Annotated in this window: 13 protein-coding genes; 5 read left to right on the forward strand and 8 right to left on the reverse strand. The window is 67.0% G+C overall.

Annotation, left to right across the window (positions count from 1 at the left end):
- The first annotated feature begins 165 nt into the window (after positions 1-165).
- Positions 166-957: a DODA-type extradiol aromatic ring-opening family dioxygenase gene (locus PL79_RS30125; protein ID WP_044845902.1), complete on the forward strand. Its 792-nt coding sequence runs from the start codon at positions 166-168 to the stop codon at positions 955-957.
- A 115-nt stretch (positions 958-1,072) separates the two neighbouring features.
- Here PL79_RS30125 and PL79_RS30130 read toward each other — a convergent pair whose 3' ends face one another.
- Complete coding sequence (locus tag PL79_RS30130; RefSeq protein ID WP_044845903.1) at positions 1,073-2,671, reverse strand: APC family permease; 1,599 nt, start codon at positions 2,669-2,671, stop codon at positions 1,073-1,075.
- A 421-nt stretch (positions 2,672-3,092) separates the two neighbouring features.
- Here PL79_RS30130 and PL79_RS30140 point away from each other — a divergent pair, with 421 nt between their 5' ends.
- Entirely contained in the window at positions 3,093-3,296 is a 204-nt protein-coding gene (locus PL79_RS30140; protein ID WP_006477070.1) for a cold-shock protein, read from the forward strand.
- Positions 3,297-3,399: 103 nt separating this feature from the next.
- Here the strand turns inward: PL79_RS30140 and PL79_RS30145 are convergent, their stop codons facing one another.
- From PL79_RS30145 to PL79_RS30155, 3 genes are all read right to left on the reverse strand, one after another.
- Entirely contained in the window at positions 3,400-4,650 is a 1,251-nt protein-coding gene (locus tag PL79_RS30145) for an Hsp70 family protein (RefSeq protein WP_044845904.1), read from the reverse strand.
- Positions 4,651-4,953: 303 nt separating this feature from the next.
- Positions 4,954-5,559, reverse strand: coding sequence for a nitroreductase family protein (locus PL79_RS30150; protein WP_044845905.1), 606 nt, complete (start codon positions 5,557-5,559; stop codon positions 4,954-4,956).
- 157 nt (positions 5,560-5,716) lie between these two features.
- Positions 5,717-7,000 (reverse strand): MFS transporter, encoded by a 1,284-nt coding sequence (locus PL79_RS30155; RefSeq protein WP_044845906.1) that lies wholly within the window; start codon positions 6,998-7,000, stop codon positions 5,717-5,719.
- Positions 7,001-7,217: 217 nt separating this feature from the next.
- Here PL79_RS30155 and PL79_RS30160 point away from each other — a divergent pair, with 217 nt between their 5' ends.
- A complete protein-coding gene (locus PL79_RS30160) occupies positions 7,218-7,841 on the forward strand; it encodes a TetR/AcrR family transcriptional regulator (protein WP_044845907.1) in 624 nt (207 codons plus the stop codon).
- Positions 7,842-7,923: 82 nt separating this feature from the next.
- Complete coding sequence (locus tag PL79_RS30165; RefSeq protein ID WP_044845908.1) at positions 7,924-8,496, forward strand: DUF1415 domain-containing protein; 573 nt, start codon at positions 7,924-7,926, stop codon at positions 8,494-8,496.
- Between the two features lie 85 nt (positions 8,497-8,581).
- On the opposite strand, the gene PL79_RS30170 is transcribed toward PL79_RS30165, so the two are convergent.
- The 4 genes from PL79_RS30170 to PL79_RS30185 all read right to left on the reverse strand — a co-directional run bounded on the left by PL79_RS30170 (position 8,582) and on the right by PL79_RS30185 (position 11,836).
- A complete protein-coding gene (locus PL79_RS30170) occupies positions 8,582-9,472 on the reverse strand; it encodes a class I SAM-dependent methyltransferase (RefSeq protein WP_044845909.1) in 891 nt (296 codons plus the stop codon).
- Positions 9,473-9,561: 89 nt separating this feature from the next.
- Positions 9,562-10,695, reverse strand: coding sequence for a methyltransferase (locus tag PL79_RS30175; RefSeq protein WP_044845910.1), 1,134 nt, complete (start codon positions 10,693-10,695; stop codon positions 9,562-9,564).
- A gap of 146 nt (positions 10,696-10,841) precedes the next feature.
- Positions 10,842-11,174 (reverse strand): YegP family protein, encoded by a 333-nt coding sequence (locus tag PL79_RS30180; protein ID WP_044845911.1) that lies wholly within the window; start codon positions 11,172-11,174, stop codon positions 10,842-10,844.
- 167 nt (positions 11,175-11,341) lie between these two features.
- A complete protein-coding gene (locus tag PL79_RS30185) occupies positions 11,342-11,836 on the reverse strand; it encodes an LEA type 2 family protein (RefSeq protein ID WP_044845912.1) in 495 nt (164 codons plus the stop codon).
- A 645-nt stretch (positions 11,837-12,481) separates the two neighbouring features.
- On the opposite strand from PL79_RS30185, the gene PL79_RS30195 reads away from it, so the two are divergent.
- Complete coding sequence (locus tag PL79_RS30195; RefSeq protein WP_044845913.1) at positions 12,482-14,650, forward strand: M1 family metallopeptidase; 2,169 nt, start codon at positions 12,482-12,484, stop codon at positions 14,648-14,650.
- The last annotated feature ends 42 nt before the right edge of the window (positions 14,651-14,692 follow it).

Genomic DNA, 14,692 nt, shown 5'->3' on the forward strand with positions numbered 1-14,692 from the left:
TCCGGTTCGATCCAGCCGCGCCCAGCTTCCCCGCGCCTGCTCCCGCGCACCCGAATCGGCCTAATTATCAACCATCGCGATTCAATCAAATTCCAGCAAGCCGATTTATCAATGTCCGGTGCGCGCCTATAGTCACATGCAACCCACTATTGCAGGCTCCCCACCATGAACCGCTTGCCTTCGCTTTACCTGTCACACGGCGCCCCGACGCTGCCGATCGACCCGACGCTGCCGTCCGGCGCATTCACGCACCTCGGCGCCGAATTGCCGCGCCCCCGCGCGGTGCTGATGCTGTCCGCGCACTGGGGCACGCAGCAGCCGGTCGCGAGCGTGGCCGCGCACCCGGAAACGATCCATGACTTCTACGGCTTCCCGCGCGCACTGTACGAGATCCGCTACCCGGCACCGGGCGCGCCCGAGGTCGCCGAGCGGGCGGCCGCGCTGCTGAACGCGGCCGGCATCGCGACCGCGACGACCGAGCACGGCCTCGACCACGGCGCGTGGGTGCCGATGCTGCTGATGTTCCCGGAAGCCGACGTGCCCGTCGCGCAGTTGTCGATCCAGCCGCGTGCGGACGCGGCCCATCACTTCGCGCTCGGCCGCGCGCTGCGGCCGCTGCGCGACGATGGCGTGATGGTGATCGGCTCGGGCCAGATCACGCACAACCTGCGCGCGGCCGATTTCAGCGCGGCGCCCGAGGATGCGGACCCGCGCGTCGCGGAATTCACCGACTGGTTCGAGGCGAAGCTCGCCGCGCGCGACGTCGACGCGCTGCTCGACTATCGCCGGCAGGCGCCGCACGCGGCGCTGATGCATCCGACCGACGAGCACCTGCTGCCGGTGTTCACCGCGCTCGGCGCAGCCGACGACGACTACCAGCTCGGCGTCCAGTCGCTCGGCACGTATCAACGCGTGCTCGCGATGACGAACTACGTGTTCGCAAGCGCGGCCGCCTGAATCGCGCGACACGGCGACACAAGCGCCGAGCACAAATAAAAAGCCCGCCCGAGCATCGCTCGGACGGGCTTTTTTGCGCTTTCCGCCACCGCCGATTCCGGTGGCAGGTCAGGCGTCAGGCACCGACCCCTTCAAGGATCTCGTCGTGCGCCTCGCGCTCGTCGAGATACTGGGTCCGGTAACCGGTATTCACGCCCCAGAAGTAGAACACCAGCGAGATTGCCGCGACGATCAGCATGTCCCAGCCGTACGGCAGCACGCCGTAACCGCCGAACTCCTTGCTGCCGACCAGCGACAGCACGGCCATCGTCGGCAGGTAGGCGACCAGCCACCATGCGGCCTTCAGGTCGGCGCCCCAGCCGGTCCAGCCCGACTTCGCCTGGAAGTAGAAATACACCGGCAGCGCGACGATCATCAGCAGGATGATTTCGCCCGTCAGCGGCCACTTCGCCCAGTACAGGATCAGCGACGCGCAGACGAACGCGAACGGTGCGATCAGCTTCATCAGCGGGATCGACAGCGGACGCTCGATGTCGGTCGCCGCGCGGCGCAGCGCCATCAGGCTGATCGGGCCGGTCAGGTACGAGATCACCGTTGCGACCGAGATCACTGCCGCGAGCGAGCTCCAGCCGCGGAAGAAGAACAGGAAGATGAACGACACGAGCAGGTTGAACCACATCGCCTGGCGCGGCACACCGTAGATCGGGTGCACGTTGCCGAACATCTTCGGCATCGTGTTGTTGCGCTCCATCGCGTAGATCATGCGCGTGGTCGTCGCCATGTAGGTCGTACCGGTGCCGCTCGGGCTGATGAACGCGTCGACGTACAGCAGGATCGCGAGCCAGTTCAGGTTCAGCGCGATCGCGAGTTCGGCGAACGGCGACGAGAAGTTGAACTGCGACCAGCCCTTCGCGACGTCGGCCGGATTCACCGAACCGATGTACGCCATCTGCAGCAGCACGTAGATCACGAGTGCGATCAGGATCGACGTGATCACCGCGAACGGCACGCTGCGCGACGGATTGCGCGCTTCGCCGGCCAGGTTCACCGGGCTCTGGAAGCCGTTGAACGCGAACACGATACCGCTCGTCGCGACCGCGGTCAGCACGGCCGACCAGCCGTACGGCGCGAAGCTTGCATTCGATGCAGTGCCGAGGTTTTCCGAGTGGAAGCTCGACAGCATCAGGCCGAGGATCGTGAGGCCGGGGATCAGGAACTTGAAGATCGTGATCGCGGTGTTCGCACGTGCGAAGGCCTTGACGCCCCAGTAGTTCAGCAAGAAGTAGATGACGACCAGCACGGCCGACAGCAGCAGGCCGGGTGTCGTCAGCTCGCCGTTCACGAACAGCGCATGCGCCCACGGATACTGCCACGTGCTCATGTACTGGATCGACGCTTCCGCCTCGATCGGGATCACCGATACGATCGCGATCCAGTTCGCCCACGCGCTGATGAAGCCCACCAGCGAACCGTGCGAGTAGCGCGCGTAGCGCACCATGCCGCCCGACTCGGGGAACATCGCACCGAGTTCAGCGTACGTCAGCGCAATCGCGAGAATCACGACCGCGCCGATGATCCATGCGCAAATCGCCGCCGGACCGGCAATCTTCGCAGCCTTCCAGGCGCCGAACAGCCAGCCCGAACCGATAATCGAACCCAGCCCCGTCAGCATCAGTGCAAACGGGCCGATGTTCCGTTGAATAGAACTCTTCACATCCTCTCCTATGTCTCAAAAAGCATGGTCGGCCCGCGGTCCGGGATCGGCTCGGACAGCAGCGCGCATGCAATTTTGGGGGGAAGGATCACCCGATCGGGGCAACCCGTCCACGCGGCGCGTAGTTTAACGGTTGCACCTCCAAGTTGGCGCCAAAATCGTTCGGCCCCTACAAAAAAGTCGCATCGTTTGCAAGGTTTGTAAACCTTAACTCCGCAATAACCCTGAGTGCATGGAAATCCGGTTGACCGCGCGACCGATTACCCGTATAAACAACGTTGCAGGATTTCAAGCGGCGAGTGAATTGGTTCTTTCGTAGTTCGCCCATCAACGGTACTCCGGTTGGTCCCATTACCCCCTTCCTTGATTTTCCGCACCCCATGGGCCTCGGCCCCGTTTTATCTTTTTAGGAACAAGTAACATGGCAACCGGTACCGTCAAGTGGTTCAATGACGCAAAGGGCTTCGGCTTCATCACCCCGGAAGGCGGCGGCGACGATCTGTTCGCGCACTTCTCGGAAATCCGCGTCGAAGGCTTCAAGACGCTGCAAGAAAACCAGAAGGTTGAATTCGAAGTGAAGACGGGCCCGAAGGGTCTGCAAGCTGCGAACATCCGTCCGGTCTAAGTTCGGCGCGATAATTCGTGTAAAAAAGCCCCGCTTCGGCGGGGCTTTTTGTTTTCCGGCGCGGGCAGCCATGCGGCCGCCGCCGATCGAGAATGGCCTCCGGTCAGCCGAACAGCCGCTGCGCGTGAATGCCGAGCCCGGTCGCGACGCTCGCGAGGCGATCGCCGAACACCGGCTGCGCATCCGGGAATGCGCCGGCGAGCGCACCCGACAGGAACGCGAGCCCGGTCGAGCCGCCGGTGAAATACAGCGCGCCGACGTCGCGCGGCGCGACGCCCGCCAGCCGCACCGTTTCGCGCGCGGCATCGACGATGCGCGCGGTGTCGTCGACGCTCGCGTCGACGAGGCGTTCGGCGTCGAACGCGATCTGCAGATCCTCTTCCACGTCGTTCAGGTCGATCATCGTCTCCCCGCCCGCCGCCACACCGATCTTCGCTTCTTCCGCGCGCGCCATCAGTGCATGCCCGAGCCGCTGCTCAACCACGCGCGTGAGCCGGTCGTACTGCCGCACGTCCTGGTACAGGTGCTTCATCAGCTTCAGCTCGCCCAGCCGCTTCGGCGTGTAGACCGTGTTGATCAGGTGCCAGGTCGCCAGGTCGAAGTAGATCCGGTTCGGCAGCTCGCGTCCCTCGGGATCGAGCGCGCGGTAGCCGAACGCCGGCAGGATCGCCGCCAGCTCGACGCGCCGGTCGTAGTCGGTGCCCGCGACGTGCACGCCGTGGTGCGCGAGCACGTCGTCCTTGCGCTCGAGGCGCGCCATCCGCTCCGGCCCGACGCGCACCAGCGAGAAGTCCGACGTACCGCCGCCGATGTCGGCGACCAGCACCAGCCGCTCGGCCTGCTGGCGCGACTCGTAGTCGAACGCGGCCGCGATCGGTTCGTACTGGAAATGCACGTCCGCGAACCCGACCGACTGCGCGGCCGCTTCGAGCTGGTCCTGCGCGAGACGGTCGGCGCGCGGATCGTCGTCGACGAAGAACACCGGCCGGCCGAGCACCGCGCGGCCGATCGGCGCGCCGGCGCGCGCTTCGGCCTTGCGTTTCAGGTGCGTCAGGAAGCGCGCGATGATCTCCGTGTACGCCATCGCACTACCGTCGCCGAGATCCGTCGTCGTTTCCGCGAGCGGCGAGCCGAGGATGCTCTTCATCGAGCGCATCAGGCGGCCGTCGAAACCGTCGATATAGGACGCGAGCGCCGCCCGGCCGTATTCGACCGTCTGCTCGTCGTTGTTGAAGAAGATCGCGGTGGGCAGCGTCAGGTGGTCGCCCTCGACGGGCGCGAGGCGCATGGCGTCGCCGTCGGGCAGGGCCACGGCGGAATTGGACGTGCCGAAATCGATCGCGCAGTAAGTCATGGGAAGGTGCCGCAGCATGGCCGGCGCGAAAACGGAAAGGACGGGCTTTTTAACATGAAGCCCGCCGGATCACAACCGGGGGCGGCCGCCGGCGCGGTGCAACCGGCCCGGGGCGGAGATCAGGCGCGCCTGCGGCATGCCGGCGACAGGTTCGGACAGAGTGCTCGACGCGCCCCGGCACCCGCTTGCGGCACACCGGCGACAGGCGCAGACGGGGTGCCCGACGCGCCCCGCTGCCCGCCTGCGGCGCACCGGCAACCGGTGCGGACAAGGTGCTCGACGCACGCCTGCCCGCTTGCACCATCAGGCCGCGGCGTCGAAACCCTTCTTCCATGCGCCCGCATACACGACCTCGCCGATCGCATGGCGCGTGCGCGGCGCCTTTTCGCGTTCGCGCAACACCGGGTCGAGCTTGTCGACGTTGCCGTAGTGGCCGAGCGAGATGATCGCCGGAATCGCGACGTCGGCCGGAATCTCGAACGCATCGCGGAACGCCTTCGCATCGAAGCCGCTCATCTGGTGCGCGGCGAGACCCAGCGCGTGCGCCTGCAGCACCAGCGACATCGCGGCCGCGCCCGCATCGTACAGCGCGGTCGGCGCCGGCTCGCCCTTCGGCGTGAGCGTATGCGCGGTCACGGCGATCAGCACCGGCGCCGGCGCGTTCCAGCCCTGGTTGAACGGCACCAGCGTCGCGAATGCGTGCTTGAACGCCGCTTCGTCCTGCGTGCGATCGAACACGATGAAGCGCCACGGTTGCGCGTTGTAGGCGGACGGCGCCCAGCGCGCCGCTTCGAGCACCGCGTGCAGATCGGCGGCGCTGATCGGCTCGTCCGAATACGCGCGCGGGCTCCAGCGGCCGGCAATCAGGTCGTGAATCGAAACAGTGGTGGGAGCAGGTTTGACGGACATGCGGTTCCTCGCTGACATCGATGAAGGGCGCGAACGCCCGGCGAACCGCAAGCATAACCGCTTGAGCCGTCGCGCGCCCGGTCATCCCGCGCAATGCAAATCACCGATCCTGCATTGACCGGCCGCACCCGCGCACGGGCCGGCCGGCGCACCGCGCTCAGGCGGCCTGCGCGGCCGCGCGGGACGGGCCGCGATTGATCCGCAGCACGATCAGCGCACCGACGATGCAGAGCGCGCCCGAGATCATCGACGCGATCGTATAGGTGCCGAGGCTCGCGCGCAGCAGCCCCGCGCCGAGCGCCGCGAACGCCGCGCCCAGTTGGTGGCCGGCGACGATCCAGCCGAACACGACCGGCGCCGCGGCCTTGCCGAACACGTCGGTGGCCAGCCGCACGGTCGGCGGCACGGTCGCGATCCAGTCGAGCCCGTAGAACATCGCGAACAGCGGCAGACCGAAGAAGTCGATGCCGAACGCATGCGGCAGGTAGATCAACGACAGCCCGCGCAGCCCGTAGTACCAGAACAGCAGCACGCGGTTGTCGTAGCGGTCGGACAGCCAGCCCGACAGCGTCGTGCCGAACAGGTCGAACACGCCCATCGCGGCGAGCAGCGACGCGCCCTGCACTTCGGACATCCCGTAGTCGCTGCACATCGCGATCAGGTGCGTGCCGACGTAGCCGTTGGTGCTCGCGCCGCAGATGAAGAAGCTGAAGAACAGCAGCCAGAAGTCGCGCGAGCGGCTCGCCGTCAGCAGCGTGCGGAACGCGACCGCGAGCGGGTTCTCCTTCGTCGCGTCGGGCGCCGCCGGCGCGTCGGCCGGCTCGCCGTACGGACGCAGCTGCACGTCGGCCGGCCGCTCGGGCAGCAGGAACGCGACCAGCGGAATCACGATCGCGGCCGCCACCGCGACGACCAGCACGACCGGCCGCCAGCCGTGGCGCTGCGCGATCGCCGCGAGCATCGGCAGGAACACGAGCTGCCCGGTGGCCGTGCTCGCGGTCAGGATACCCATCACGAGACCGCGCCGCGCATGGAACCAGCGTGTGACGAAGGTCGCGGACAGCGTCAGCGCGACGACACCCGTCGAGCAGCCGACCATCAGCCCCCAGATCACGACCATCTGCCAGCTCTGCGTCATCATCGACGACAGCGCGACGCCCGCGCTCATCGTCACGAGCGCGGTCAGGATCGTCGGCCGCAGCCCGAAACGCTGCATCGCCGCGGCCGCGAACGGCCCCGTCAGGCCGTACAGCGCGATGTTCACCGAAATCGCCAGCGAAATCGCCGCGCGGCTCCAGCCGAGTTCGCGCTCGAGCGGCACCATCAGCACGCTCGGCGTCGCGCGCGTGCCGGCCGCCGCCAGCAGGATCAGGAAAACCACCGCCGCCGCGAGCCATCCATAGTGGAAGCGCCCGCCGATTCGTGTCACTGCCCAGTTCATGTTGTCGCTCTCCAGTTGGCGGGCCCGCGCTCGCGCGCCAGCCCCGCCTCACCTCCGGGCCACCTCCGCCGCACGCTGCATCGGCTGACCCGGGCCGATACGTGGCATTTGTCTGTCGATCCGGGCGGCATTGTTACCGCTCGGTCACAAGTGTGTTGCGATCGTAGTGACCAGTCGGTAACATGTCAAGCAATTCACCACGCAGTCGAGGGTCATCATGTCGGGCATCGAGGCCGCCAACAAGCCGCCGGCACGCCGCACGCGCCGGCCGATCGCCGCGGCCGCCGCGCAGGAACACCTGCTGCGCGCCGCGGAGGAGCTGTTTTACAAGGAAGGGGTGCGCGCGGTCGGCGTCGAGGCGGTCGTGGAGCGCGCGGGCGTCAACAAGATGAGCCTGTACCGCCAGTTCTCGTCGAAGGACGAGCTGATCCTCGCGTATCTGGAACGGATGGATGCGTGCTTCTTCGAGCGTCTCGATTCGAGCGTCGCGAAGCATCCGGGCCAGCCGAAGGCGCAACTGATCCAGTATTTCGTCGATCTGGCCGAACGCGCGACGCAGAAGGACTATCGCGGCTGTCCGTTCGTCAACGTCGCGGCCGAATTCCCGGATACGTCGCATCCGGCGCGCGAGCGCGTCGCGCAGAACAAGGAACAGCTGATGAAGCGGCTCGTCGAGTTGTGCGAAGGCGCGGGCGCCCGGCAGCCGAAAGCGCTCGCCGATGCGCTCGCGCTCATCGTCGAAGGCATCTACGCGGCCAGCCAGACCTACCGGCACGGCGAAACGCCGATCGGCACCGCGCCCGCGCTGGCCACGCAGCTGATCGAAGCCGCCTGCGCGTGACGGGCGGCGCACGCCCCGCCCCGGCGTGCCCGCTCCGGCTACAATGCGGCCCTCGCTGCCGCTTCGCCCGACCGCCTCCGCCATGACCGATACCCGCCCCGACTCGCACGACGACATTCTCGCCGCCACGCGGCACTGGCTCGCGCGCGCGGTGATCGGGCTCAATCTGTGCCCGTTCGCGAAGAGCGTCTATGTGAAGGACCAGGTACGCTACGCGATCAGCGAAGCGACGACGCTCGAGGACGCGCTCGCCGATCTCGAAACCGAGCTGCGCGCGCTCGAAGCGGCGGATCCGCAGCAGGTCGACACGACGCTCGTGATCTATCCGCGCGCGTTCGCGGATTTCGTCGACTACAACGATGCGCTGTTCTTCGCCGAGCGGCTCGTGCGGCAACTGCGACTCGACGGCGTGCTGCAGATTGCGAGCTTCCATCCCGAGTACCGGTTCGAAGGCAGCGAAGCCGACGACATCGAGAACTACACGAACCGCGCGCCGTATCCGATCCTGCACCTGCTGCGCGAGGACAGCATCGCGCGCGCGGTCGATGCGTTCCCGGACGCATCCGCGATCTACGAGAAAAACCAGGAAACGCTGCGCCGCCTCGGCCATGACGGCTGGCGTGAATGGATGCGCCGGCCGGGCGACGACGTCTGACGCGTCGCACGGCGGGTGGCTGGCGCGCGGCAGCCGGGCCGGACGTCGGTCCGCCTCAGTCCGCCTCAGTCCGCCTCGGTCCGCCTCAGTCCGCGGACTGCTCGACGGCCTCGCCGGCCGCCGCCGCGGGCGCCGGCGCGAAGAAGCGCTCGTTCAGTTCGGCGAGCCCGAACATGCCGAGGATCTCGTTCAGCCGCTCGCCGGGCTTGCGGCGGGGCAGGTTCTTGTACTGCGCGATGATCAGCTCGTTCTTCATCGAATGCTCCCAGCCGACCAGCTCGGTCACGCTCACCTGGTAGCCGTGCGCCTCGAGCTGCAGGCAGCGCAGCACGTTGGTGATCTGGCTGCCGAATTCGCGCGTATGCAGCGGATGCCGCCACACTTCCGTCAGCGCGTTCGCGAGCGACTTGCCCTTGTTCTTGCGCAGCACGCCCGCGACCTCCGCCTGGCAGCACGGCACCAGCACGATGTGCTGCGCGCGCTTCGCGAGCGCGAACCGGATCGCGTCGTCGGTCGCCGTGTCGCATGCATGCAGCGCGGTGACGACGTCGACCGTTTCGGGCAGCTTCGGCGACGTGATCGAATCGGCGACCGACAGGTTCAGGAACGACATCCCGCCGAATCCGAGCCGCGCGGCGAGTTCGGTGGAGCGCGTGACGAGTTCCTCGCGCGTCTCGATCCCGTACACGTGCGACGCGAACGCCGGCGTGCCGTGCCCCGGCTGCTGCTTGAAGAACAGGTCGTACAGGATGAAGCCGAGATACGACTTGCCGGCGCCGTGATCGACGAGCGTCACGCCGCCCTTGTCGGCCTGCACGCTCGCGAGCAGCGGCTCGATGAACTGGAACAGGTGATAGACCTGCTTCAGCTTGCGGCGGCTGTCCTGGTTCAGCTTGCCGTCGCGGGTCAGGATGTGCAGTTCCTTCAGCAGCTCGACGGACTGCTCCGGACGGATTTCGTAGGTCTTGTTCGACATCGTGAAACGGCGCCGGGCCACGGTCGGTCGACCACGGCCCGGCGGCGGGAATTCGTGAGGAATGGCGACAGTTTACCGAAAATACGCGATCAGGCTCGCGCGCCGAGCCGCCAGAGCGACGTGACCTCGGCGCGGCGCGCGGCGTGCAGCGGATCGTCCGCGTCGGACGACTTCGGGTGCGCGGGGCGGATGTCTTCGCGGCCGAGCACGACGAGGCCCGCTTCGTCGATCCATTGCAGCAGCGTGTCGCGCGGCCGCAGGCCGAGATGCTCGGCAAAATCGGACAGGATCAGCCAGCCCTCGCCGCCCGGTTCGAGATGGTCGGCAAGCCCCGCGAGGAAACCGCGCAGCATGCGGCTGTCGGGATCGTAGACCGCGTATTCGATCGGCGCGCTCGGACGGGCCGGCACCCACGGCGGGTTGCAGACGACGAGCGGCGCGCGGCCGGCCGGAAACAGGTCGGCTTCGACGACGTCGACGCGCCCGGCATGACCGAGCCGCGCGACGTTCTCGCGGGCGCATGCGAGCGCACGCGGATCCTGGTCGGTCGCGACGATGCGCTCGACGCCGCGCGACGCGAGCACGGCCGCGAGCACGCCGGTGCCCGTGCCGATATCGAACGCGAGCGAGGTCGCGGGCAGCGGCGTGCGCGCGACGAGTTCGACGTATTCGCCGCGCACCGGCGAGAACACGCCGTAATGCGGATGGATCGGCGCGCCGCCGAGCGCCGGGATCGGCACGCCCTTCTTGCGCCATTCGTGCGCGCCGACGAGGCCGAGCAGTTCGCGCAGCGACACGACCGACGGCGCGCCGCCCGGGCCGTATGCTTCCTCGCATGCGGCGCGCACGTCGGGCGCGCGGCGCAGCGGGATCGTGTAGTCGGCGTCGAGCGGGATCAGCAGCATCCCGAGCGTGCGGGCGCGCTGCGATTGCGCGAGCCGGTGCAGGTTGAACGCGTCGACGCCGACCGCGGCCTTCGCCTTCTTCGGCTTGCGTTCGACGCGGCGCGCCATCGCCTGCACGAGCTGGCGCGCATTCTGGAAATCGCCCTGCCAGACGAGTGCGGTGCCCTCGCACGCGAGGCGGTACGCCGCGTCGGCGGTGACGCGGTCGTCGGCGGGCACGGCGCGCTTCGGCGGCTGCACGCCGGCTTCGGAACGCCAGCGCACGGCATGTTCGGCGCCGTCGGCGTCGGTCCAGTGGAAAACGGGGAAATCGGTCACGCGAGCTCGGCTACGGTTGGCTTCAGACAGGCGGCGCTACCGGACTACCGGAGTGCGCCGCGCGGACCACACCATACCGCGCTTTGCCCGCGCGGCAAAGCGCGGGCGACCGCCCTGGCCGCCACCCGCGCGATGCTCGCGGCGTGTCAGCTCTGGTCGTCGAGCGCCGCGTCCGGCGCGTTCTGCTTCACCGACGCGATGCCGTTCTCGCGGCCGGCTTCAGCCTTGTACAGCTCGCTCGTGCCGATGATCTCGTGATTGCCGGCCTTCAGGTTGAACATGAACTGGCCGTTGCTCGCGGTCTTGCGCTCGTAGCGCGCGTCGTCCGGTGCGTTCTTGCGCACGGACGCGACGCCGTTTTCCGCCGACGCCTTGGTCTTGTACAGCTCGCTGCGCAGAATGATCTCGCCGTTGGCGGCCTTCAGGTGGAACAGGAACTGCCCGTCGTTCGCTTTCTTGATGACGAATTTCGCTGCCATGGTGCCCTCTCCAAAAAGTCGTCCGGCCCTCCGGACCGAGGCAGTCTAAACGCGATTGCAGCGCAAAACGTAAGGCGCGCGAAACACGATCGTCAGGAATCGTCAGACGGCGCTGCGATTGCGCCGCTTCGTCCAGCCCGGCATCCGGGGTGTCGCGCAGGCATCGTCTAGCCGCCCCACCCCGGCGTCGCCGGCATGCGCAACGTGCCCGCATCGCTGAAACGCACGGTGCCGAGCACGCCGCCGGCGAGCCGGCCGCGCAGCGCGTACGGCAACTCGCCGCTGGCTGCCGCGCCGGGCAGGTTCCACGCCTGCCGCGCGGCGGCGAACGCCGACACCGAAACGGGCACGTCGATCACGGCCTCGCCGAAGCGCGGCACGGCGCCCGAGCGATCGCTGACCCCGCTCGCGAACGGCGTGCCGTTCAGGTCGAGCGCGACCGAAATGCCGTCGTATTCGATCGGCGTGTCATTCGGGTTCTGCACGCGCAGCTTCAGGCTGAAGCGCATCTCGAGGCCCTGTCCGGCCAGCGGGTCGAGCCCGGCGACGGTCACGCTCACGGGCTCGCGCGTCAGGCCCGCGCAACCGCCGAGCGCGAAGACGGCGGCGAACAGCAGCAGCATGGCGCGCAGCGGCGCGATACGGAACAGGGCTCGTGGCATGGGCTGGCCTCCTTGCGGCAATCGATCGGCGGGTCGTCGCCGCATTGTACCGAGCGCGCCGCGCCACGCCCTGATTCGTAGTTTTCGCGTGCCGCCGAGATCGTTAATAGATTAAAACTACGGAAACGAACGGCTAAACAGAAAGCGAATTAATGCCTCCCAGCATTCAATGGCGCGCGAAAAACTCAAGAGAAGCACTTTCTAATTTTTTCGTTTCCTTTACCCAAAACCATCAAGTATATTTACGCATCCTTCGAGCAGGCCGACAAACCTTCAAGCCGTATGACGGCGATTTTACGGAACGGCGACACGCCGTCCTTCCGTCCTGCGGCCTGGTACGGCCAGCCCCGTGGGTCGTCGGTTCAAAGGGAATGCACGCCCGCACAAGGGCGGGCGGCCCCGTGTCGTGCGCGCGAAATCAATTCAGTACAACCCGCGCCCGGCCATTTTGAACCGGCCAGTTAACCGACATCCGGAAACACAGAGGGGGCAGTAAACCATGATTACCTTCACGTAGTCGGCCGGCCGTCTTTTCGAATAATCCGTCATTGGCATTTCTCGTCGCTGTTGATTAACGGCGAGGGATTTCTTTTGCCGGCGTTTTCGCAGCACTGAACGATTCTTTCAACAATCGAGGTTTCAGTCATGTCGATCAACATTCACAAGATGCGTTACCTGCCGCTGGTTGCCGCACTCGCGCTCGCCGGGTGCGGCGGCGACGACAGCGGCGTCGGCTCGGCTTCCGCACTCAGTTCCGCCGGCGCGCCGCACTCGAGCTCGTCGCCCGCCGCCAACACGCCGCCGTCAGCCTCCAACGTCGACAAGAGCGTGTCGCCCGTCGAGCTGCCGGACACCGTGGTACCGGTCAACTACCGGCTGTGGTTCCGCCCGAACGATGCGCTGAACGCGTTCGACGGGCGCGCCGACGTCGAGATCAAGGTGCTGAAGCCGGTCAACAACATCGTGATCGCCGGCCACCGGATCAAGTTCACGAACGGCCGCATCACGCTGCAGCCGGGCAACATCCAGCTGATCGCGACGCCGCAGGACAAGGGCGACTTCTACCAGCTGCGCCCCGTCGCCGGCACGATCGCGCCGGGCAACTATTCGCTGCACATGGAATGGTCGGGCATCATCAACTTCAAGTCGTACGACGATCCGGCCACGCAGACGGGCGGCAGCTGCGGCGACGATCCGTATCCGGGCTGCTCGGCCGCCGAAGGCGTGTTCCGCGTCGACCTGAAGGGCACCGACGGCAAGACGAGCGGCGCGATCCTCACGCAGGGCGAAACCAACCTGTCGCGCCAGTGGTTCCCGGGCTGGGACGAGCCGGCCTTCCGGCCGACCTATGAAGTGACGGCCGAAGTACCGCAGAACTGGCGCGTCGTGTCGAACGCGGCCGAGAAGCCGTCGACCAACGTCGGCGGCGGCTACAAGCTCGTGCAGTTCGAGAAGACGCCGCCGATGCCGTCGTACCTGCTGTTCTTCGGCGGCGGCCTGTTCGATACCTACGAGGACGACTTCTCGAGCCCGCTGCCGGGCGGCAAGGGCGGCCTGCACCTGCGCGTGTTCACGCCGCCGGGCATGAGCGACTGGGCCAAGCCGGCGATGGACCGCACCAAGCAGGCGCTCGATTTCTATTACCGCTACACGGGCATCCCGCTGCCGCTGACGAAGTTCGATACGGTCGCCGCGAACGACGCGTTCAAGGAGCAGAAGGACCTGAACTTCGGCGGGATGGAGAACTGGGGGTCGATCCTCGAGTTCGCCGACGACATCCTGCCGCAACCGGGCCAGCCGATGTCGCGCTACGGTAACGAGGTGCTGACGCACGAAGTCGCGCACCAGTGGTTCGGCGATCTCGTCACGGCCGACTGGTGGGACAACGTCTGGCTCAACGAGTCGTTCGCGACGTTCTTCGAGACGAAGACGACGATCCAGTTCTTCCCCGACGAGTTCAGCTGGCTCGACCAGGTGAAGAACAAGTATCGCGTGATCAATCGCGACATCGGCCCGAACGCGTTCCCGGTCGCGCCGAACTTCAACGACTGGGCATCGAACGACTTCGTGCTGAGCGCGAGCGCGTTCACGTACGACAAGGGCGGCCATGTGCTGAAGACGCTCGAGAACTATCTCGGCGAGCAGACATTGCGCCGCGGCCTGCAGCAGTACCTGGTCGACTACTCGTTCGGCAACGGCACGCCGAAGCGCCTGTGGGATGCGCTGTCGAAGGAAAGCGGCCAGGCGGTCGGCCCGATCGGCGACAGCTACGTGCGCCAGACGGGCGTGCCGCTGATCTCGCTCGACACGCAGTGCGACATGACGAAGAACCAGACGGTCGTCACGCTGAAACAGCAGCCGTTCCCGAACAAGAACGCGTATCCGGGCCTGCAGTGGACGGTACCGATCACGCTCGCGTACGGTCAGGGTCTCGCGAAACGCACGACGCTCGCGCTGAAGGATACGCAGACGCAGACGCGGATCGACGGCTGCACGGGCGTGGTCGCGGATCCGAGCGGTCTCGACTACTACGTCGTGAACTACAGCGACGCCGCGTGGAGCGGCCTGCTCACGCAGGTCAACAGCTCGGTCGATCCGGTGCTGCTCGCGAACCTGAAGAGCGAGGCCGCGCTGCTCGTCGCGAACAACCTCGCGCCGGCTTCGCGCTCGACGTCGATCGGCTCGGTCGCTTCGCCGGCCGCAATGAAGCTGCGCCAGACGCCGAGCTTCGGCGGCATCGCGCCGACGGTGAAGGAACGTCCGTCGCTGCGCTACCAGGGCATGTTCAAGCCGCGCAAGACGCTGGTTCAGTAACGTGATCCGGCCGGCCGGTGCCGCGCGATACGCGGCGCCGGC

This window comes from Burkholderia sp. USMB20 (assembly GCF_000949135.2).
Classification (GTDB): Bacteria; Pseudomonadota; Gammaproteobacteria; order Burkholderiales; family Burkholderiaceae; genus Burkholderia.